This window comes from Mesorhizobium sp. P2_D1 (genome assembly GCF_056404455.1).
The window spans coordinates 57,282-76,087 of the sequence record NZ_JBFUDZ010000002.1 but is presented as its reverse complement, the minus strand read 5'-3'; the positions used below and the strand labels follow the sequence as shown (position 1 = coordinate 76,087).

At 62.6% G+C, this 18,806-nt stretch carries 22 protein-coding genes; 10 read left to right on the top strand and 12 right to left on the bottom strand.

What is annotated here, in order from left to right; genetic code table 11:
* The first annotated feature begins 61 nt into the window (after positions 1–61).
* On the top strand, positions 62–343 hold the full coding sequence (locus AC1D0I_RS02915; RefSeq protein WP_095083181.1) for a cupin domain-containing protein: 282 nt from the start codon (positions 62–64) through the stop codon (positions 341–343).
* A 29-nt stretch (positions 344–372) separates the two neighbouring features.
* Here the strand turns inward: AC1D0I_RS02915 and AC1D0I_RS02910 are convergent, their stop codons facing one another.
* The 6 genes from AC1D0I_RS02910 to AC1D0I_RS02885 all read right to left on the bottom strand — a co-directional run bounded on the left by AC1D0I_RS02910 (position 373) and on the right by AC1D0I_RS02885 (position 6,057).
* Positions 373–792, bottom strand: coding sequence for a VOC family protein (locus tag AC1D0I_RS02910; protein WP_477392934.1), 420 nt, complete (start codon positions 790–792; stop codon positions 373–375).
* Positions 793–825: 33 nt separating this feature from the next.
* The gene (locus AC1D0I_RS02905; protein WP_477225097.1) at positions 826–2,151 is read right to left on the bottom strand and encodes a bifunctional folylpolyglutamate synthase/dihydrofolate synthase; all 1,326 of its coding nucleotides are present in this window, start codon (positions 2,149–2,151) and stop codon (positions 826–828) included.
* 120 nt (positions 2,152–2,271) lie between these two features.
* The gene (accD, locus tag AC1D0I_RS02900; RefSeq protein WP_095083177.1) at positions 2,272–3,198 is read right to left on the bottom strand and encodes an acetyl-CoA carboxylase, carboxyltransferase subunit beta; all 927 of its coding nucleotides are present in this window, start codon (positions 3,196–3,198) and stop codon (positions 2,272–2,274) included.
* Positions 3,199–3,247: 49 nt separating this feature from the next.
* Positions 3,248–4,087: a tryptophan synthase subunit alpha gene (trpA, locus tag AC1D0I_RS02895; RefSeq protein WP_477392932.1), complete on the bottom strand. Its 840-nt coding sequence runs from the start codon at positions 4,085–4,087 to the stop codon at positions 3,248–3,250.
* A gap of 2 nt (positions 4,088–4,089) precedes the next feature.
* Complete coding sequence (gene trpB / locus AC1D0I_RS02890; RefSeq protein WP_095083173.1) at positions 4,090–5,310, bottom strand: tryptophan synthase subunit beta; 1,221 nt, start codon at positions 5,308–5,310, stop codon at positions 4,090–4,092.
* An 87-nt stretch (positions 5,311–5,397) separates the two neighbouring features.
* On the bottom strand, positions 5,398–6,057 hold the full coding sequence (locus AC1D0I_RS02885) for a phosphoribosylanthranilate isomerase (RefSeq protein ID WP_477392930.1): 660 nt from the start codon (positions 6,055–6,057) through the stop codon (positions 5,398–5,400).
* A 112-nt stretch (positions 6,058–6,169) separates the two neighbouring features.
* Here AC1D0I_RS02885 and AC1D0I_RS02880 point away from each other — a divergent pair, with 112 nt between their 5' ends.
* A complete protein-coding gene (locus AC1D0I_RS02880; RefSeq protein ID WP_477225100.1) occupies positions 6,170–6,388 on the top strand; it encodes a hypothetical protein in 219 nt (72 codons plus the stop codon).
* 21 nt (positions 6,389–6,409) lie between these two features.
* Here the strand turns inward: AC1D0I_RS02880 and AC1D0I_RS02875 are convergent, their stop codons facing one another.
* The 4 genes from AC1D0I_RS02875 to AC1D0I_RS02860 form a co-directional block, all read right to left on the bottom strand.
* Entirely contained in the window at positions 6,410–6,874 is a 465-nt protein-coding gene (locus AC1D0I_RS02875; protein WP_477392928.1) for a hypothetical protein, read from the bottom strand.
* A 3-nt stretch (positions 6,875–6,877) separates the two neighbouring features.
* Positions 6,878–7,636: a M48 family metallopeptidase gene (locus AC1D0I_RS02870; RefSeq protein ID WP_477392926.1), complete on the bottom strand. Its 759-nt coding sequence runs from the start codon at positions 7,634–7,636 to the stop codon at positions 6,878–6,880.
* A 98-nt stretch (positions 7,637–7,734) separates the two neighbouring features.
* Positions 7,735–8,217, bottom strand: coding sequence for a DUF2852 domain-containing protein (locus AC1D0I_RS02865; RefSeq protein ID WP_095083163.1), 483 nt, complete (start codon positions 8,215–8,217; stop codon positions 7,735–7,737).
* Between the two features lie 226 nt (positions 8,218–8,443).
* Entirely contained in the window at positions 8,444–8,926 is a 483-nt protein-coding gene (locus AC1D0I_RS02860) for an Lrp/AsnC ligand binding domain-containing protein (protein ID WP_477393243.1), read from the bottom strand.
* Between the two features lie 144 nt (positions 8,927–9,070).
* Between AC1D0I_RS02860 and AC1D0I_RS02855 the strand changes: the two genes are divergently transcribed.
* Positions 9,071–10,084, top strand: coding sequence for a 1-aminocyclopropane-1-carboxylate deaminase (locus AC1D0I_RS02855; RefSeq protein ID WP_477392924.1), 1,014 nt, complete (start codon positions 9,071–9,073; stop codon positions 10,082–10,084).
* A gap of 159 nt (positions 10,085–10,243) precedes the next feature.
* Here the strand turns inward: AC1D0I_RS02855 and AC1D0I_RS02850 are convergent, their stop codons facing one another.
* Both AC1D0I_RS02850 and AC1D0I_RS02845 read right to left on the bottom strand, forming a co-directional pair.
* A complete protein-coding gene (locus tag AC1D0I_RS02850) occupies positions 10,244–11,428 on the bottom strand; it encodes a benzoate/H(+) symporter BenE family transporter (protein WP_477392922.1) in 1,185 nt (394 codons plus the stop codon).
* Complete coding sequence (locus AC1D0I_RS02845; RefSeq protein WP_457150086.1) at positions 11,428–12,198, bottom strand: alpha/beta hydrolase; 771 nt, start codon at positions 12,196–12,198, stop codon at positions 11,428–11,430. Before AC1D0I_RS02845 ends, AC1D0I_RS02850 begins: the two co-directional genes overlap by 1 nt.
* Before the next feature lie 223 nt (positions 12,199–12,421).
* Here AC1D0I_RS02845 and infC point away from each other — a divergent pair, with 223 nt between their 5' ends.
* From infC to pheT, 7 genes are all read left to right on the top strand, one after another.
* The gene (gene infC, locus AC1D0I_RS02840; protein WP_010912915.1) at positions 12,422–12,958 is read left to right on the top strand and encodes a translation initiation factor IF-3; all 537 of its coding nucleotides are present in this window, start codon (positions 12,422–12,424) and stop codon (positions 12,956–12,958) included.
* A 297-nt stretch (positions 12,959–13,255) separates the two neighbouring features.
* Positions 13,256–13,882, top strand: coding sequence for a methyltransferase family protein (locus AC1D0I_RS02835; protein ID WP_477392920.1), 627 nt, complete (start codon positions 13,256–13,258; stop codon positions 13,880–13,882).
* A 214-nt stretch (positions 13,883–14,096) separates the two neighbouring features.
* The gene (rpmI, locus tag AC1D0I_RS02830; protein ID WP_006201248.1) at positions 14,097–14,300 is read left to right on the top strand and encodes a 50S ribosomal protein L35; all 204 of its coding nucleotides are present in this window, start codon (positions 14,097–14,099) and stop codon (positions 14,298–14,300) included.
* Positions 14,301–14,393: 93 nt separating this feature from the next.
* Positions 14,394–14,795: a 50S ribosomal protein L20 gene (gene rplT / locus AC1D0I_RS02825; protein ID WP_006201247.1), complete on the top strand. Its 402-nt coding sequence runs from the start codon at positions 14,394–14,396 to the stop codon at positions 14,793–14,795.
* Between the two features lie 96 nt (positions 14,796–14,891).
* Positions 14,892–15,977, top strand: a complete 1,086-nt coding sequence (pheS, locus tag AC1D0I_RS02820) for a phenylalanine--tRNA ligase subunit alpha (RefSeq protein WP_095083151.1) — start codon at positions 14,892–14,894, stop codon at positions 15,975–15,977.
* The gene (locus AC1D0I_RS02815; protein ID WP_457150088.1) at positions 15,974–16,396 is read left to right on the top strand and encodes a GFA family protein; all 423 of its coding nucleotides are present in this window, start codon (positions 15,974–15,976) and stop codon (positions 16,394–16,396) included. The genes pheS and AC1D0I_RS02815 overlap by 4 nt, the downstream gene beginning before the upstream one ends.
* Complete coding sequence (gene pheT / locus AC1D0I_RS02810) at positions 16,393–18,801, top strand: phenylalanine--tRNA ligase subunit beta (protein ID WP_477392918.1); 2,409 nt, start codon at positions 16,393–16,395, stop codon at positions 18,799–18,801. The genes AC1D0I_RS02815 and pheT overlap by 4 nt, the downstream gene beginning before the upstream one ends.
* The last annotated feature ends 5 nt before the right edge of the window (positions 18,802–18,806 follow it).

Genomic DNA, 18,806 nt, shown 5'->3' with positions numbered 1-18,806 from the left:
CTGGCCCTCACGCCTGCGCACTCCATGTCTTCTGTTGTCACGAGAAGCAAGGAGAACGCCCATGACCGGATCCGCCAAGGCCACCGTCTTCATCGACAATGAGCGTGTCATCGTCACCGAGTATCGCTTTGCGCCCGGCGACAACACCGGCTGGCACCGCCACGGCCACGACTATGTCGTCGTGCCGCTGATGGACGGCAAGGTGAAGCTGTTGACCAAGGACGGCGAATCCTTCGCCGAGATGAAGAAGGGCGCGCCCTATTTCCGCAAGGAGGGCGTCGAACACGACGTCATCAACGCCAATGAGGGCGAATACGCCTTCATCGAGATCGAGTTGAAGTAACCGCGAAGGCCATCGGGCGGCAGGCGCCATTACCAGTCGGCGATACGATCGCCTCCGGCGAATTGAGCACTTTTTTCGGTATACTCGAACAGTTCTATCTTCACGCCGTTGGGGTCGCGTATCCAGGCCTGGTAGGTGTCGTCGCAGGCGAGTTTCTTTGCCGTGACGTCGACGCCCTTCGACCTGATATGGGCGATCGCTGCATCTATGCTTTCCACTTCGAGGCAGAGGTGGTTGATCTGGTTCAGGTCGCCATAGCTGGCCCCGTCCTTCTGGAACACCTCGACGTGGCTGCGACCGCCGCAATCGAGGTAGAACCCAAAAATCTTGCCGTCGCGCAGGAAATTGAACTGGGTGTCCATGCCGAGGACATCGCGGTAGAAGCTTCGCGTCGCATCCAGATCATTGGCGAAGATGCAGACGTGAGCGAGCTGCTTGACCTTGATCATGACTGCTCCTTGCGGTGATCGCCGAAACCGATCTCAGGTCGGGGGCGTGCCGTTTTCGGCGAGCACCGCACCGGCCAGATAGAGCGAACCGCCGATCAGGATGCGCGGCGCCGGGCCGTCCCAGGTGTCGCGCAGCAACATCAGCGCGCTGGCGACGGAACTCACCGGTTCGGCCGTCAGCCCGGCCTCCGTCGCGCGGATCGCCAGTTCGTCGTTCGGCACGCCGGCGTCGCTCAGGCTCACCGGCACCGTGTAGACATGCCGGGCGAGGCCCTTGAAGGCGCGGAAATAGCCGCTCTGGTCCTTGGTGTTGATCATGCCCGAGATGAGGAAGAGTGGTCGCGGGTTCTTTTCTTCCTGCTCCGCCAGCGCTTCGGCAACCACCACGCCGGCGCCCGGATTGTGGCCGCCGTCGAGCCAGATGTCGGCGCCCTTCGGCGCCAGTTCGGCCAGCCGGCCCTGCGCCAGCTTCTGCATGCGGCCGGGCCAGGCGACGCTGGTCATCGCCTTCTCGGCGGCGCGATGGCTGATCTCGAAGCCGGCCGCTTTGACCGCCGCGATCGCCGCCGCCGCATTGGCGAACTGGTGACGCCCGGGCAGCCGTGGCGGCGGCAGGTCCATCAGGCCGTCCTCGTCCTGGTAGACCATGCGGCCGTTCTCCTCGAAGGCGAGGAAATCCTGGCCGTATACGAAGGTCGGACATTCAAGCCGCTCGGCGGTCTCGATCAGCACCTGCAGTGCCGTCTCGCTTTCCTGCGCGCCGATGACCACTGGGCAGCCGCGCTTGATGATGCCGGCCTTTTCGGCTGCGATCAGTTCGACACGGTCGCCGAGATAGGCCTCGTGGTCGAGCGACACCGGCATGATCACCGACACGGCCGGCTCTTTGATGACATTGGTGGCATCGAAACGGCCGCCGAGCCCGACCTCGATGATGGCGGCATCGGCCTGGTGTTCGGAAAACAGCAGGAAGGTGACGGCGGTGAGGATCTCGAAGACGGTGATATGCTCGCCTTCATTGGCCCTGGCGACACGGGCGATGGCATCGGCGAACACCCGGTCGTCGACCAGCCTGCCGCCGCCATCGGCGGCCAGCCGGTAACGCTCGTGCCAGTTGACCAGATGCGGCGAGGTGTGGACATGGACGCGGTAGTCCGCCGCCTCAAGCAGTGCGCGTGAAAATGCGGCGCACGAGCCTTTGCCGTTGGTGCCGGCGATATGGATGACCGGTGGCAGCCGGTCCTGCGGGTCGTCGAGTCGCTCCAGCAACCGTGAAATGCGGTCGAGCGAAAGGTCGAAGCCTTTCGGGTGAAGCGCCATCAGGGCTTCGATTTCGCGGTCGGCGGCAAGCGTTTTCATGGCACAATCCTGGCCCATGGCCCGGGAACCAGAATCGGTTTCACAATGGCCATGGCAATCAAAAAGCTACAGCGCGCCACGGACACGGCGCAATCGCGGTTCGCGGCGAAGAGTGTCGCGTCAGGCTTGTGGCCGCGCCTCGGCCGGAATTGTCGCCGGCGGCAGGATCTCCGGCTCAAGCGGCTTTTGCTCCTCCGGCAGCTTGAGCAGCATCTTCAGCAGCCGTGCGATGGTCTGGCGCATCTCCAGGCGCGACACCACCATGTCGACCATGCCGTGTTCCATCAGGTATTCGGAGCGCTGGAAGCCGTCCGGCAGCTTTTCCCGAATGGTCTGTTCGATGACGCGCGGCCCGGCAAAGCCGATCAGCGCGCCGGGCTCGGCGATGTGCACGTCGCCCAGCATGGCGTAGGAGGCAGTTACCCCGCCCGTGGTCGGATTGGTCAAGACGACGATGTAGGGCAGGCCGGCTTCCTTCAGCCGGTCGACACCAACCGTGGTGCGCGGCAACTGCATCAGCGACAGAATGCCTTCCTGCATGCGGGCGCCGCCGGACGCGGCGAACAGGATCAGCGGCCGCTTGCGCTGCAAGGCGACTTCGAAACCGTGCACGATGGCGTCACCCGCGGCCATGCCGAGCGAGCCGCCCATGAAGGCGAAGTCCTGCACGGTCACCACCACCGGCAGGCCTTCGACGGTCCCCAGTGCGTTGATGATGGCGTCTTCCAAGCCGGTCTTGGCCTTTGCGTCCTTCAGCCGGTCGACATAGCGCTTCTCGTCGCGGAACTTCAGCGGATCCTGCATGACCTTGGGGTTGTCCAGGGTCTCGTACTTGCCGTTGTCGAAGAAGAACTTCAGCCGCTCCTTGGCCGAGATCTTCATATGGTGGCCGGAGGACGGAATGACGAACTGGTTGGATTCCAGATCCTTGTGGAACACCATCTCGCCGGTCTCCGGATCCTTGATCCAGAGATTCTCGGGCATGTCGGTGCGCCGGCCGAGCATCGAATTGATCTTCGGGCGAACGTAATTGGTGATCCAGTTCATCGCTTCGGCTCCTGTCCTGACGAAGATTTGGGAAAGAGAGGTAGGAGAACTATTCGGCGGCAGCAAGGCGGGCCGAGCGCACACCTTGCGCAAGGCCGCTGACCAGCGTGGCGACGGCTTCGGCCGGGTCGGCGGTCTTTTCGCCTTTCGGCCCCAGCACATTGGCCACCGCGTTGACGATCGCGGTGCCGACGACGACGCCATCGGCATTGGCACCGATCACGCGGGCCTGCTCGGCGGTCTTGACGCCGAAGCCGACGCAGACCGGCAGATCGGTGTGACCCTTGATGCGTTGCACCGCCGCCGCCACCTTGCCGGTGTCGGCCAGCGCCGAACCGGTGATGCCGGTCATCGACACATAGTAGACAAAACCCGACGTGTTCTGCAGCACCTTGGGCAGGCGCTTATCATCGGTGGTCGGCGTTGCCAGCCGGATGAAGTTGATGCCGGCCTTGAGCGCCGGAATGCACAATTCCTCGTCCATTTCCGGCGGCAGGTCGACGACGATCAGCCCATCGATGCCGCTGGCGATCGCGTCCTTGAGGAAGCGGTCGACGCCATAGATGTAGATCGGATTGTAATAGCCCATCAGCACGATCGGCGTCTCATTGTCGCCGGTGCGGAATTCCGAAGCCATCTTTAGCGTCTTGACCAGCGTCTGGCCGCCTTTCAGCGCCCTCAGGCCCGCCGCCTGGATCGCCGGGCCGTCGGCCATCGGATCGGAGAACGGCATGCCGAGCTCGATGACGTCGGCGCCTGCTCCAGGCAGTGCCTTCATGATCGACAGCGACGTCTCATAGTCGGGGTCGCCGCCCATGAAATAGGTGACGAGGGCCGGGCGGCCTTCGGTCTTCAGCTTGGCCATGCGGCGGTCAATGCGGGTGGTCATGATCAGATCTCCATGCCCAGCATGCTGGCAACCGTATGCACGTCCTTGTCGCCACGGCCGGACAGGTTGACGATGACGATCTGGTCCTTGTCCATGGCCGGCACGATCTTCACCGCGTGCGCAATGGCGTGCGCCGATTCCAGCGCCGGGATGATGCCTTCGACGCGCGTCGTCAGCTTGAAGGCCTCCAGCGCCTCGTCGTCGAGGATCGGCACATATTCGACGCGGCCGGAATCGCGCAGCCAGGAATGCTCTGGGCCGACGCCGGGATAATCGAGACCGGCAGAGATCGAATGGCCGTCCATGATCTGGCCGTCGGAATTCTGCAGGAGATAGGTGCGGTTGCCGTGCAGCACGCCAGGCGCGCCGGCGCTCATCGAGGCGCAGTGTTCGATGCCGTCAAGACCACGGCCGCCGGCCTCGATGCCGATGATGCGAACATCCTTGTCGTCGAGGAAGGGATGGAACAGGCCGATGGCGTTCGAGCCGCCGCCGACACAGGCAATGATGGTGTCCGGCAGCCGGCCTTCCTGCTCGAGGATCTGTGCGCGCGCTTCGGTGCCGATCACCGACTGGAAGTCGCGCACCAGCTCCGGATAGGGATGCGGCCCGGCGGCGGTGCCGATCAGGTAATAAGTGTCCTCGACATTGGTCACCCAGTCGCGCAACGCCTCGTTCATGGCGTCCTTCAGCGTGCCGTGGCCGGCGGTCACCGGCCGCACTTCGGCGCCGAGCAGCTTCATGCGGAAGACGTTCGGGCTTTGGCGGGCGACGTCGGTCGCGCCCATATAGACGACGCAGGGAAAGCCGAAGCGGGCCGCGACGGTGGCCGACGCCACGCCATGCTGGCCTGCGCCCGTCTCGGCGATAATGCGCTTCTTGCCCATGCGTTTGGCCAGCAGGATCTGGCCGAGGCAGTTGTTGATCTTGTGCGAGCCGGTGTGGTTCAGATCCTCGCGCTTGAAGTAGACTTTTGCACCACCGAGATGCCTGGTCAGCCCTTCCGCGAAATAGAGCTTCGACGGCCGCCCGGCATAGTGGGTCGAAAGGTCGGTGAGTTCAGCCTTGAAATCCGGATCGTTCTTGACCTCGTTCCAGTGCCGCTCAAGGTCGAGGATCAGCGGCATCAGCGTTTCGGCGACGAAACGACCGCCAAAAATGCCGAACATGCCCTGTTCGTCGGGTCCGGTACGGAAGGAATTGGGTGTCGCCGGCTTGTCCATCGCCGATCTCCTGGTCTCGATGTGGGGGCATGTCCTTGCCGGAAAACCGGATCCCACTTTTCCGGGACATGCTCTGGTTTGAGCCGGTCAGGCGGCGCGGTTGTCGCGCGCTGCCCTGACGGCTCGGAAAAACTGTTCGATCAGCGCCGGATCCTTGACGCCCGGCGCGCTTTCCACGCCTGAGGAAATGTCTATTCCGGGCGGGTTGGCAAGCCGAAGGGCATCGCCGATATTGGCGGCGTTGAGCCCACCGGAAAGCATGTAATCGACGCCGGCGTCAAGGCCGGTGAGGATGCGCCAGTCGTAGGCCACGCCATTGCCGCCGGGCAGCTCGGAGCCCTTGGGGGGCTTGGCGTCGAACAGGAAGTGGTCCGCAATGCCGATAAACGGCTTTATCCGCTCGAGGTCGGCAACCTCGCTGACCGACAGCGCCTTCATCACCGGCAAGCCGTAGCGGGCTTTCACCTCGGCCACGCGCTCCGGCGTTTCCGAGCCGTGCAGCTGCAGCATGTCGGGCTGCATCGCTGCCACGATCTCATCCAGGAAGGCGTCGCTGGCATCCACGGTGACGGCCACCGCTTTTGCCTTGCCGCGCGCCGCCTCGCGCAAGCGGCCAGCCTCGGCCGGCTCGACATAGCGCGGGCTTTTGGCGAAGAAGATAAACCCGACATGGCTGGCGCCGCCGGCCAGCGCCGTGGCCATTGCCACGTCGGTATTCAAGCCGCAAATCTTGATGTCGAGCGCCATGGCGCGGGGATTGGCATGAAAAGCGCGAAGAGTCGAGAAAAAGCATGCTGTTGCCGGCAAGGCCAAAGGCGCTACCTATTGAAGGACAGGGACACAAGGCGGGAGCAAGACCATGGCTGACAGAACCGTTGCCGAACTCAGGCAGAAGATCGCGCAGGCGCGCGAGGTCATCGCCCATCTGATGGACAAGGCCGCCTTCAACGGCGCCGAAGCCCATCGCGCGCTGGATTATTTCGGCGGTGATCAATTCGACGGCAACTTCCTGCCGTGGCCGCATCATGGCGATGAGGGACTGCGACCGGAGGAGCTCAACGCGGCGAATGACGATTGAGCACAATGCCGAGGTCAGATGTCAGTGAAGGGTCTCTCCTTGCAGTGCGCGGCGCAACCCATACACAGCTTCTGATGGAAAGTCGTGGCGCCATTTTTCCTTGTACCCTTCCAGCCCATGGGTATTGAGAACCTGACTCGCTGCTGCCAAAACCGCCTCAGCGAACTCCTGCAATGGACATACCGCCTCAAGTCTTACAGTGCCTGCTTCATCCGGCTCTTCTGACCAGGTTTCCCCAAACTCCAGTATGCGAACCCTGATCGTGTCGCCTTGTGGCTCAAGGACAAAGCGGCATTCTCCCGGCTCGTCGTAGAAGTGAGCAACTGAATAGTTCGCACCGTCGACGATAGCGCGTGTAGCCTCGATCAACTCGAGCAAAGCATCGCCCAAATAGGATGCTTCAACGCTGGCCGCGCTGCCGTCGATAGCTACATCGCAGTCGGCCCAGCCTGCGTCAGCCACCCGATAGTCGATCTTAACGGCCATGCCCTACTCGAACGCAATCGCTTGCAGCGCGCCGCCATTGCGCTTCAGCCATGCCTTGCAGCGCTCGGTGTCCGGGCAAAGCTGTTCGCACAGTTTCCAGAATTTCGGACCGTGGTTCATCTCCTTGAGATGCGCCACTTCATGTGCGACGAGGTAGTTTATGATTGGCGACGGCGCCATCATGATGCGCCAGGAAAACGACAGATTGCCGTCGGAGGTGCAGGAGCCCCAGCGGCTAGACGTGTCCTTGAAGCGGATCGCCTTGGCGCGCTTGCCCAGCGCCAGCGTGTGTTTGCCCACCAGCTTCTCGATCTCGCACTTGGCCTCGCGCTTGAGGAAATCGGCAATGCGGCGTGGCAGGTGCACGCGGTCGCCATGCACGATCAGCAGCGGACCGCGCTCGTCGCTTGAAATGGTCACCGTGCCGCGCTTCGAAGGCTCATGGACGATGCGGTGCGGCACGCCGCGTACGGGGATCTTGATGCCCGGCCGCACCTGCGGCCGCGCCGGCACCTTGGCCAGCCGCTGCTCCAGCCAGTCCTGGTGACGGTCGAGGAACTTTTCCACCTCGCCGCGGCGCAGGCCTGGCGGCACCGTGATGCGCAGGCCCTTACCGCCCGAATCGATGCGCAGCGTCAGCCGCCTTGCGCGGTCGTTCTCGACGATCTTGAGCGGCAAGGTACGGCCGGCGACGCAATATTCACGCTCCACGACGGGCGTGGCCTTGGGCTTTGTCAGATTGCGGAAGAATCCGAGGGTCATGGCGGGACGATACGCGATTCGAGAAAAACGAATAGAACAAAAAAGAAACGGCGCCGCTCGCGCGACGCCGTCATCATACCTTGGCCTGTCGCCGGGCCTCAGTCGTCAAGCAGGTTCGAGCCCTTGCCACGCTTGGTGGTTGTCGTCCCGGTGCTCGGGTCGGTCTTCGTCGGCGCCGTCGACTTGTTGCGGTTGGCCATGAAGCGGTCGAACTCGTCCTGGTCCTTGGCACGGCGCAATTCGCGGGCGTAGTCGTCGAACTCGGTCAGCATCTCGTCGAGCTTGCGGCGTTCCTCGGCGAGGCGCTCCAGTTCCTTTTCGCGCCAGTCGTCGAAAGCGACATTACCGGTGCGGGCGGAGCCGTGGCCCCAGCGCGCCGCCTTGTCGGAACCGCGGCGGCAGCCGGCGAAGATGCCGTCGGTGGCGCGGTTGACGTCACGCTTGAAACCATCGAGGCGGTCGCCCCAGATGATGTAGGCAAGCATGGCGAAGCCGAGTGGCCAGAACACCATGAAACCGATCACCATCAACGCGATGGTTGCCGGCGTCCAGGCCGGGCGGATCAATGCAGATGTGTTCATTTTCTCCCATTCCTTCGGTTGGAGACAGCCAAGATCCGGCTGCGTGGAATCGAAATGGGAAGGAGAAAACGACGATTCAAGACAATATCGACCAAAACCGGACAAGCTCATGAAATGATTATCGCTTTTCGAGCGTATCGAAGAAAAGCACGACCGGCCATGAGGAACAGTGGCAATGCCGCCGGCGGTGCTATGGTTTGATGCATCGGTGGGGAACCCATTCCTTTCAAAAATCCAGTGGCGCGTTGTCGACGACCTCCTTCATGACGAAGAACGTCCTCGTCTGGCGAACGCCGGGCAATGCGATCAACTGATCCCCGTGGATCCGGTTGAAGTCCGCCATGTCGCCGACCCTGATCTTCAGAAAATAGTCGAAGTCGCCTGCCACCAGATGGCAATCAAGAATGAACTTCAGTTTCGCGACTGCCTTCTCGAATTCCGCGAAACTTTCCGGGGTCGAGCGGTCGAGCACGACGCCAACCATCACCAGCGCGCCTCTGTCGACCTTCTGCGGTGTCACCACTGCCCTGACATGGCTGATGTAGCCTTCATCGAACAAGCGTTGCGTGCGGCGGTGGCACGTCGCCGGGCTGACAGCAACCGACTGCGCCAGCTCCGCATTGGTCAGCCGCCCATTGTCCTGGAGCAGGCGCAACATTTTGAGGTCGATCCGGTCGAGCGATGCCTTCCTGGAAGATTCTTCCGTTATTGAGGCGGTTTATCGAAGTAATATAGCACATTGGAGCCAGAAAGTTAGATTTCAGGCATTTTCTGATCGTTCTTAGAGAGCACCTTTCAGGAGAAAACTGATAGTGTTTCCAGCATCAAAATCACAATCAGAGGAGGATCTCTCATGTTGGAGAAGTTCGAACGCTATCCGCTCACATTTGGACCGACCCATATCGAGAAACTGGATCGGCTCAGCGCTCATCTCGGCGGCAAGGTCGATCTCTACGCCAAGCGGGAAGATTGCAATTCCGGCCTCGCCTTCGGCGGCAACAAGCTGCGCAAGCTCGAATACATCATTCCTGACGCGATCGCCTCAAACGCCGACACGCTGGTTTCGATCGGCGGCGTACAATCCAACCATACGCGCATGGTGGCAGCCGTGGCGGCGAAAATCGGCATGAAATGCCGCCTCGTGCAGGAAAGCTGGGTACCCCACGAGGACGCCGTCTATGATCGCGTCGGCAACATCCTTTTGAGCCGGATCATGGGCGCCGATGTCCAGATGGTCGATGAGGGCTTCGACATCGGAATCAGGGAAAGCTGGGAACAGGCGATCGCCGATGTGAAAGCCAAAGGCGGCAAACCTTATCCGATTCCGGCCGGCGCTTCGGTGCATAAATATGGCGGCCTGGGCTATGTTGGCTTCGCCGAAGAGGTGCGCGCGCAGGAGAAGGAACTCGGCCTTGCCTTCGACTACATCGTCGTCTGTACCGTCACCGGCTCGACCCATGCAGGCATGGTGGTCGGCTTCGCCAAGGACGGTCGCGAGCGCAAGGTAATCGGCATCGACGCATCCTGCACCCCAGCGCAGACCAAGGCGCAAGTGCTGGACATCGTGCGGACCACGGCGACGCAGGTCGAACTCGGCAAGGAACTCAGTGAAGACGATGTGATCCTCATCGAGGATTATGCCTATCCGGTCTACGGCGTGCCCTCGCAGGAGACGAAAGAAGCGATCCGTCTCTGCGCGCGCCTTGAAGGCATGATCACCGATCCTGTCTACGAGGGAAAATCCATGCAGGGCATGATCGACCTCGTTAGGAAGGGCTATTTCCCCGAAGGGTCGAAGGTGCTTTACGCCCACCTTGGCGGCGCTCCAGCCATCAACGGCTATGCTTATACGTTTCGCAACGGCTGAATGCCCTCAGGGCGTGGCAGGTGACCTCTGACGACTATCCCGTCCGGCGCAGCATGTGGGCCACGAAGCGGTCGAACTCGTCCTGATCCTTGGTGCGGTCGCCGGCATCCAGGGACAGCCAGTTCCGGCTGCGTGGAATCGGAAGGGAAAAGCGGCGATTCAGGACAATGTCCGCCAAATCCGGACAAGCGGCTGAAATGATTGCCGCTTTTTGAGTTCTTCGAGGAAAAGCACGACCATCCCGGCGACCAGGCCCCAGAATGCCGCACCGACGCCGAACAGCGTCAAACCCGAAGCGGTGACGGCAAAGGTGACAGTGGCGGCCATACGGTGATCTTCGTCCTTGAGCGCGATCGACAGGGCGTTGGCAAGTGGCGCCATCAACGCGAGACCCGCCACCAGCACGATCAGGCTCTGTGGCAGAACGGCGAAGATCGCCACCAGCGACGCACCGAAGATGGCGAAGACAAGATAGGCGAGCGCATAGAATGGGCCGGTCTTCCAGCGTTCGGCGGGGTCGGGGTGGACGTCCGGCCCGGTGCAGATCGCCGCCGAGATCGCAGCCAGATTTGTGGTCGAGCCGCCAAACGGCGCCGACAGCAGCGAAAGCAGGCCGGTGACGCCGATCAGCGGGCCGGGCTCGGGTTGATAGCCGGCGGCGCGCAGCACGGCGAGGCCGGACAGGTTTTGGGAAGCCATGGTGACGAGGTAGAGCGGCAGCGCCAGGCCGATGGTCGCGGCGATGCTGAAGTGCGGCGCGATCAGCGTCAGCGTCGACAGTTCCGGTGTCGGCAAGCCGCCGACGCGGCCGGTCAAGAAAGCGGCGAGGCCGCCGCCGATCAGCACCACCAGCACCGACACCGCCGGATTGAACAGGCGAATGACGAAGAAGGCCGCGATCAGCGGCAGGATCAGCCAGGGATCGGCGGGGATGGCCTTAATCGCGTTGATGGCGAAGCTGACGAGGATGCCGGCCAGCATGCCCGATGCCACTGACGGCGGGATCCTGGCGATCAGCCGTGTCAGCGGTCCGAACAGGCCGGTGGCGATCAAGAGGATGCCGGTGACGATGAAGGCGCCGACCGCTTCGCCCATCGAGAAGCTGCTCGACGCGGCGATCAGCGCCAGGCCTGGTGTCGACCAGGCGGTGATGACCGGCATCTTCGTGCGCCAGGACAGCCACAGGCATTCGATTGCCATCGCCAGGCAGATCGCCGTCACCCAGCTCGCGGTCTCGATCTGTGTCGCGCCGACCGCCTTGGCGGCGGCGATGACGATGGCCAGCGTGCCGCCGAAGCCGACGATTGCCGCGACAAAAGCGGATATCGGAATGGAAAGGCGCATCAGTTTCCCCTCTGCGCCATGGCGTCGACTGCCCGCACCAACATGTCGAGATCCTGGGGACGCGACAGGCGGTGGTCGCCCTCGGGGATCAGCGACAGGGTCACGTCGTCGGACGGCAGCCGGCTGACCAGCTTCAGCGCGTGGCTTGCCGGCACGTCCGCATCGGCCAGCCCCTGCAATATGTGCACCGGGCAATGCGTGTCGATCGGGCCCGTCATCACCAGGTTGTTGCGTCCATCCTCGATCAGCGCGCTTGTGTAGATGTAAGGCTCGGCGGAATAGTCCGACGGCTCCTCGAAGAAGCCTTTTTCGGCGAGCGCGCGTTTCTGCGCCTTGGTCAGCGCCGGCTCGACCAGCTCAGCGGTAAAATCGGGCGCCGGCGCCAGCAGCACCAGACCCGCGACATTGCTGTCGCCCGCCTTGTGCAATTCCTGCACCATGCGCAGCGCAATCCAGGCGCCCATCGAGGAGCCGACCAGGATCTGCTTGCCCTGGGTGAAATGCCGGAACACGGCGAGGCTCTGCGAAAGCCATTTCGAAATGGTGCCGTCCGCAAAGGCGCCACCGGATTCGCCATGACCGGAATAGTCGTGGCGCACGAAGGCGCGGCCTTCTCTTGCCGTCCAGTCCGACAGCGTCTGCGCCTTCGTGCCCAGCATGTCGGACTTGTAGCCGCCGAGCCAGACGATGCCGGGCGCGGCACCTGTCGTATGGCGCACCGCGATGCTCGATCCGTCGACATCCAGAAAGACAGGAGGCGTGTCGGTCATGGTTTCTTCCTCACGCCCGTCTTTTGGCGCACGGCGTCTTGTGGCACAGCCAATGGCGTGGCGAAAAGTGCTCGCGATGGTTCTTTGTTCGGTGCAGGGCAGTGATCAGGGTGATTTCCTGTCAATGCTGTGCTATTGACTTCGCCCGCGCGCTTACCACATTGGCGCGTCCACGCATCAATATCCGCAAACCCTGAACGAAACGGCCAAGGAGACCACGACCATTCGCAGACCTTTCAAAGCAGCGGCGCCGACCAAGGATGGCCCGCGCTCCAACCGTGACATCCGGGTTCCCCGGGTCCAGCTTATCGACGCCGAAGGTCAGAACCGCGGCGATGTTTCAATCAACGACGCATTGCTGCTCGCCGAAGAGGCTGGGCTCGATCTCGTCGAGATATCGCCCAATGCGGTGCCCCCCGTCGTAAAAATCCTCGATCTCGGCAAGTTGAAATACGCCAACCAGAAGAAGGCGGCCGAGGCGCGCAAGAACCAGAAGGTCATCGAGATCAAGGAGATCAAGATGCGCCCCAACATCGACAGCCACGACTACGAGACCAAGATGAAGGCGGTTCGCCGCTTCTTCGAGGAAGGCGACAAGGTCAAGCTGACCTTGCGTTTCCGTGGCCGCGAGATGGCGCATATGGAACTCGGCATGCAGCTTTTGAACAAGGTTCGCGAGGAAGTGGCGACCATTGCCAAGGTCGAAGCGGAACCGAAGCTCGAAGGCCGCCAGATGATGATGGTGCTGGCGCCGCGCTAGGGTGCAGTGAGATTGAGGTCAGGCCGAGCCGAAAATGGTGGGAAGCACAGGAAGCTGCCGTTTGCAGGCCGGCATCACCTGAACGTCAACACATCGAGATCACGATGACGTCAGGCCTGGTCACCGCGCTCTAAATCCGCCTGAATTGTAGTACAGGGCGTCCCGGCGATCGGCGGGACGCCTGCTTCCTGGCCACAGCTGCGATCGCCGGCTCTGTTTTCATGCATGTCGTCCTCCCAAAACCGGGGCCACTTTTGGGCGACATGCATTAGGCTCCTCGACGATCGGATTCCTCCCTTGGACAAAGAACTCAAATACGGGCTGGGTAACTACCAGCGCACGCGCAGAATAGTGCTTGCCGTGCTCGTGGTCGTGTTGTTCGCCGCGCTGCTGTTTGGCCAATCGACCTTCCCGCCCGATACCGCGATGCATGAGACGATCGAGATGTTCGGCGTGCTGCTGATTTTTCTCGGCATCGTCGGCCGCCTTTGGTCGACGCTCTACATAGGCGGGCGCAAATCTTCCGAAGTTGTGACGGGCGGACCCTATTCGATGACCCGCAATCCGCTCTATGTGTTCTCGACCGTGGCCGCGGCCGGCGTCGGCGCGCAGATCGGTTCGTTCTCCGGCATCATTCTCTTTGCTGTGCTGTGCGCGGGTGCCTTCCATATCGTCATCCTGCGCGAGGAGAAATTCCTCAAGGAAGCGCTTGGTGCGCCCTATCAGGCCTATCTGGCGAGGGTGCCGCGCTTCTTTCCGAACCTTTCCCTCTACCAGGAGGGCGATACGGGCAGCTTCAAGCCGCGCCTCCTGTTGAACACGCTGCTCGACGGCCTGGTGTTCCTGATGGCGCTGCCGGCCTTCGAGCTGATCGACGGCGCCCAGCAGTCGGGCATGCTGCCGGTCTGGTTCACGCTTCCCTGATCGAGGGCGGAGCATTCCGCGAACGAGCGGCGCAGTGGGTGTTGCACAGCCGCCTGCTTTGACGTATAGGACCGCGTTCCAAAAAACCGCCCGGCAGGGCATGCCGTGGCGGTTTCATTTGCTTTTCGGGCTTTGGTCGGCCTGAAGCGAACAAAACAAGAGGTGCTGCGTGCCAGAGGCACGGACAGCGACCTCATAGAAACGGAGTAGCAAAATGCCCAAGATGAAGACCAAGTCCGCCGCCAAAAAGCGGTTCAAGATCACAGGTACGGGTAAAGTCCTGTCGGCTGCGGCCGGCAAGCGTCACGGCATGATCAAGCGTTCCAACAAGTTCATTCGAAATGCCCGCGGCACGATGGTTCTGGCTGAACCGGATGGCAAGAAGGTCATCAAGAATTTTCTGCCGAACGGCCTCTAAGGCATTCGGTCCGGACACGCATTTGTTTTACGCAATTCCGAACGGAAAACCGCTAGGCACTTTTCCTGGAATTGCTTTTAAGGAGATCATGACATGGCACGCGTAAAGAGAGGCGTCACCTCGCACGCCAAGCACAAGAAGGTCCTCAAAGCCGCCAAAGGCTTCTACGGCCGCCGCAAGAACACCATCCGCATCGCCAAGCAGGCGGTGGAAAAGTCGCTGCAGTACGCTTACCGCGACCGCAAGAACCGCAAGCGCTCGTTCCGCGCCCTGTGGATCCAGCGCATCAACGCCGCGACCCATGAGCACGGCCTGACCTATGGCCGCTTCATCGACGGCCTCAACAAGGCCGGCATCGAGATCGATCGCAAGATCCTGTCGGACATGGCCATCCATGAGCCGCAGGCTTTCGCCGCACTCGTGGCCAAGGCCAAGGTTGCGCTCGAATATCTGAAGAACACCACGCCGAACGCTTTTGAAAGCGCTGTCGCCTAAGCCAGCGCTTCCCAAGCATTCGAAATTCTGATTTGGGGAACCCGCGCTGGCACGGCTGGCGCGGGTTTTTCTTATGCCTGTTGTCGGGTCTGGAACATGAGTGACATGGAAACTCTCGAAAATTCCCTGATGGCTGATATCGCATCGGCCGCGGACGAGGCCTCGATCGAGGCGGTACGCGTTTCTGCGCTGGGCAAGAAGGGCTCGGTTTCCGAGATGCTGAAGACGCTTGGCGCGATGAGCGCCGAGGAGCGCCAGCTCAAGGGCCCTGTTATCAACGGCCTCAAGAACCGCGTCACCGATGCACTCTCGCTGCGTCGGGCCGAGCTGAAGGATGTGGCGATCACCGCCCGCCTGGCCGCCGAAAAGGTCGACGTGACGCTGCCGGTGCGGCAGTCGCCCGCCGAGCGCGGCCGCATCCATCCGATCAGCCAGGTCATCGACGAGATCGCAGCGATCTTCGGCGACCTCGGCTTTTCGATCGCCGAAGGCCCGGACATCGAGACCGACTATTACAATTTCACCGCGCTGAATTTCCCCGAAGGCCATCCGGCGCGCGAGATGCACGACACCTTCTTCTTCCAGCCGGACGAGAAGGGCGAGCGCAAGCTTTTGCGCACCCACACCTCGCCGGTGCAGATCCGCACCATGGAGACGAAAAAGCCGCCGATCCGCATCGTCATTCCGGGCAAGACCTACCGGCAGGATTCGGACGCCACCCACTCGCCGATGTTCCATCAGGTCGAGGGGCTGGTGATCGACAAGACGGCCAACGTCGCCAACATGAAGTGGGTGCTGGAGGAGTTCTGCAAGGCCTTCTTCGAAGTGCCCTCGGTCAAGATGCGGTTCCGGCCGTCCTTCTTCCCGTTCACCGAACCGAGCCTCGAGGTCGACATCCAGTGCGACCGTTCGCGGCCCGGCGAGGTGCGCTTCGGCGAAGGCTCCGACTGGATGGAGATCCTCGGCTGCGGCATGGTGCATCCCAATGTGCTGCGCCATGGCGGGCTCGACCCGGACGAATACCAGGGCTTTGCCTGGGGCATGGGCATCGACCGCATCGCCATGCTGAAATACGGCATGCCGGACCTGCGCGCCTTCTTCGATGCCGACGTGCGCTGGCTGTCACATTACGGATTCAGGCCGCTCGACATGCCGACGCTGTTCGGAGGCTTGAGCGCATGACAGCCGCCCACGCCGGCGGCTGCCGCTGCGGCGCCGTGCGGTTCGAGGCCTCGGCCGGACCGCACCACGTCAGCTATTGTCATTGCGGCGATTGCCGGCGGGCGAGCGGCGCGCCGGTATCGGCCTTTGTCGGATTCCTGGTCGGTCAGGTGGCGTTCACCGGCAAGGCGCTGAAGATGTATGAGAACGGGCCGGTGACGCGCTCGTTCTGCGGCGTCTGCGGCTCGCCGATCGCCTATGTCGACGAGCGGCTGGAGGACGTCATCTATTTCACGCTCGGCGCCATGGATATGCCGGCCGATTTCCCGCCGACGCTGCATGCCTATGTCAGCGAGCAGCTTCCATTCCTGCACATATCAGACGATCTGCCGAGACATCTGAAAACAAGCGTCAAAAGACCAGACGGAACAGTCCCATGAAATTCACCCTCTCCTGGCTCAAGGATCACCTCGAGACCGACGCCACCCTCGACGAAATCGTCGAGCGGCTGACCTCGATCGGCCTCGAAGTCGAGCATGTCGACGACAAGTCGAGCCTGAAACCGTTCGTCATCGCCAGGGTGTTGACGGCGGTGCAGCATCCCGATGCCGACCGGCTGCGCGTGCTCACCGTCGACACCGGCGACGGCAAGCCACCGGTGCAGGTCGTCTGCGGCGCGCCGAACGCCCGCGCGGGCCTGATCGGCGCCTTTGCCGCGCCCGGCGCCTATGTGCCCGGCATCGACGTGACGCTGACGGTCGGCAAGATCAGGGGCGTCGAAAGCCATGGCATGATGTGTTCGGAGCGCGAGCTGGAGCTTTCCGACGAGCACAACGGCATCATCGACCTGCCTGAAGATGCGCCTGTCGGCACCAGCTTCGCCAGCTATGCGCATCTCGACGATCCGGTCATCGAGATCAACCTGACGCCGAACCGGCCGGACGCGACCAGCGTCTACGGCATCGCCAGGGACCTGGCGGCGAGCGGGCTTGGCACGTTGAAGAGCCCTGCGATCGACGCGATCCCGGGCAAGGGCGAGACGCCGGTCAAGGTCACGATCGAAGCACCAGAGCTCTGCCCTGGTTTCGCGCTGCGGCTGGTGCGTGGCGTCAAGAACGGCCCATCGCCGAAATGGCTGCAGCAGCGGTTGATCGCCATTGGGCTGCGTCCGATCAGTGCGCTGGTCGACATCACCAACTATGTCACCTTCGATCGCGGCCGGCCGCTGCATGTCTTCGACGCGAGGAAGGTCGCCGGCAACCTGACCGTGCGCCGCGCACGCGATGGCGAAAAGGTGCTGGCGCTCGACGGCCGCGAATACGCGCTGACGCCGGAGATGTGCGTTATTGCTGACGAGGACGGCGTCGAGTCGATCGCCGGCATCATGGGCGGCGAGCATTCGGGCTGCGACGAAAACACGTCAGACGTGCTGATCGAATCGGCCCTTTGGGATCCGATCACCACTGCCCGCACCGGCCGTACGCTCGGCATCATCACCGACGCGCGCTACCGCTTCGAGCGCGGCGTCGACCCTGAATTCATGGTGCCCGGCGTCGAGCTGGCGACCAGGCTGGTGCTCGATTTCTGCGGCGGCACGCCAACCGAGATCGAAGTGACCGGCTATGCCGGCTACCAATCCAGGATCGTTTCTTTCCCGCTGTCGGAAGTGAAGCGGCTGACGGGCATCGAGGTGCCAAGGGCGGAAAGCCTTGATATCCTGTCGCGCCTCGGCTTCAAGCCGCAGGGCTCGGGCGATGTTGTTGACGTCGCCGTGCCGTCCTGGCGCCCCGATGTCGATGGCAAGGCCGACCTGGTCGAAGAGGTCATGCGCATCCACGGCGTCGACAACATCGCGCCGCAGCCGCTTGGCGCGCATGACGCTGTCAATGCGAGGATCCTCACCACGCTGCAGGTCCGCACCCGCACGGCCAAGCGCGCGCTTGCCGTGCGCGGCATGATGGAGGCGGTCACCTGGTCGTTCATTCCGGCCAGGCACGCCGAACTGTTCGGCGGCGGCCAGACGGCACTGAAGCTTGCCAACCCGATCGCTGCCGACATGTCCGACATGCGGCCGTCGCTGCTGCCGGGGCTGATCGCCGCTGCCCAGCGCAACGCCGACAGGGGCATCGGCGACGTCGCTTTGTTCGAAGTGTCGGGCACCTATGAGGGCGACGGCGCCGACCAGCAGCGGCGCGTTGCTGCCGGCGTCCGGCGCGGCACCGCCAAGCTCGACGGCTCCGGCCGCAACTGGGCCGGCAATTCAGGCGCGGTCGGCGTGTTCGACGCCAAGGCCGATGCGATCGCCGCGCTCGAAGCCTGCGGCGCGCCGGTCGACCGATTGCAGGTCGAGGCCGGCGGTCCGGCCTGGTATCACCCTGGCCGCTCCGGCACGATCAAGCTCGGGCCGAAAACCGTGCTCGGCACCTTCGGCGAATTCCATCCGAAGACGCTGGAGGGGCTGGATGTCTCCGGTCCGCTCTGCGGCTTCGAAGTGTTCGTTGATGCCGTTCCCGAGCCGAAGGCCAAGCCGACCAAAACCAAGCCGAAGCTGGAACTGTCCGCCTTCCAGGCGGTCAAGCGCGATTTCGCTTTCGTCGTCGACAGGACGGTCGAGGCGGGCACGCTGGTGCGCGCGGCACTCGCCGCCGACAAGAAGCTGATCACCGCTGTCTCGGTCTTCGATATTTTCGAAGGTGCGTCACTCGGCGCGGCCAAGAAGTCGATCGCCATCGAGGTGTCGATCCAGCCGGTCGAGAAGACGCTGGCCGACGAGGATTTCGAAGCCTTGGCCAAGCGCATCATCGAGAATGTCGGCAAGCAGACGGGTGGCGTGCTTAGGACTTGAGGGAT

What these genes read in the sequence shown, in the direction of transcription:
- AC1D0I_RS02915 (WP_095083181.1), top strand. Translation starts at nt 62, where the DNA reads ATGACCGGATCCGCCAAGGCCACCGTCTTCATCGACAATGAGCGTGTC.
- AC1D0I_RS02910 (WP_477392934.1), bottom strand. Translation starts at nt 792, where the DNA reads ATGATCAAGGTCAAGCAGCTCGCTCACGTCTGCATCTTCGCCAATGAT.
- AC1D0I_RS02905 (WP_477225097.1), bottom strand. Translation starts at nt 2,151, where the DNA reads ATGAAAACGCTTGCCGCCGACCGCGAAATCGAAGCCCTGATGGCGCTT.
- accD (WP_095083177.1), bottom strand. Translation starts at nt 3,198, where the DNA reads ATGAACTGGATCACCAATTACGTTCGCCCGAAGATCAATTCGATGCTC.
- trpA (WP_477392932.1), bottom strand. Translation starts at nt 4,087, where the DNA reads ATGACCACCCGCATTGACCGCCGCATGGCCAAGCTGAAGACCGAAGGC.
- trpB (WP_095083173.1), bottom strand. Translation starts at nt 5,310, where the DNA reads ATGGACAAGCCGGCGACACCCAATTCCTTCCGTACCGGACCCGACGAA.
- AC1D0I_RS02885 (WP_477392930.1), bottom strand. Translation starts at nt 6,057, where the DNA reads ATGGCGCTCGACATCAAGATTTGCGGCTTGAATACCGACGTGGCAATG.
- AC1D0I_RS02880 (WP_477225100.1), top strand. Translation starts at nt 6,170, where the DNA reads ATGGCTGACAGAACCGTTGCCGAACTCAGGCAGAAGATCGCGCAGGCG.
- AC1D0I_RS02875 (WP_477392928.1), bottom strand. Translation starts at nt 6,874, where the DNA reads ATGGCCGTTAAGATCGACTATCGGGTGGCTGACGCAGGCTGGGCCGAC.
- AC1D0I_RS02870 (WP_477392926.1), bottom strand. Translation starts at nt 7,636, where the DNA reads ATGACCCTCGGATTCTTCCGCAATCTGACAAAGCCCAAGGCCACGCCC.
- AC1D0I_RS02865 (WP_095083163.1), bottom strand. Translation starts at nt 8,217, where the DNA reads ATGAACACATCTGCATTGATCCGCCCGGCCTGGACGCCGGCAACCATC.
- AC1D0I_RS02855 (WP_477392924.1), top strand. Translation starts at nt 9,071, where the DNA reads ATGTTGGAGAAGTTCGAACGCTATCCGCTCACATTTGGACCGACCCAT.
- AC1D0I_RS02850 (WP_477392922.1), bottom strand. Translation starts at nt 11,428, where the DNA reads ATGCGCCTTTCCATTCCGATATCCGCTTTTGTCGCGGCAATCGTCGGC.
- AC1D0I_RS02845 (WP_457150086.1), bottom strand. Translation starts at nt 12,198, where the DNA reads ATGACCGACACGCCTCCTGTCTTTCTGGATGTCGACGGATCGAGCATC.
- rpmI (WP_006201248.1), top strand. Translation starts at nt 14,097, where the DNA reads ATGCCCAAGATGAAGACCAAGTCCGCCGCCAAAAAGCGGTTCAAGATC.
- rplT (WP_006201247.1), top strand. Translation starts at nt 14,394, where the DNA reads ATGGCACGCGTAAAGAGAGGCGTCACCTCGCACGCCAAGCACAAGAAG.
- pheS (WP_095083151.1), top strand. Translation starts at nt 14,892, where the DNA reads ATGAGTGACATGGAAACTCTCGAAAATTCCCTGATGGCTGATATCGCA.
- AC1D0I_RS02815 (WP_457150088.1), top strand. Translation starts at nt 15,974, where the DNA reads ATGACAGCCGCCCACGCCGGCGGCTGCCGCTGCGGCGCCGTGCGGTTC.
- pheT (WP_477392918.1), top strand. Translation starts at nt 16,393, where the DNA reads ATGAAATTCACCCTCTCCTGGCTCAAGGATCACCTCGAGACCGACGCC.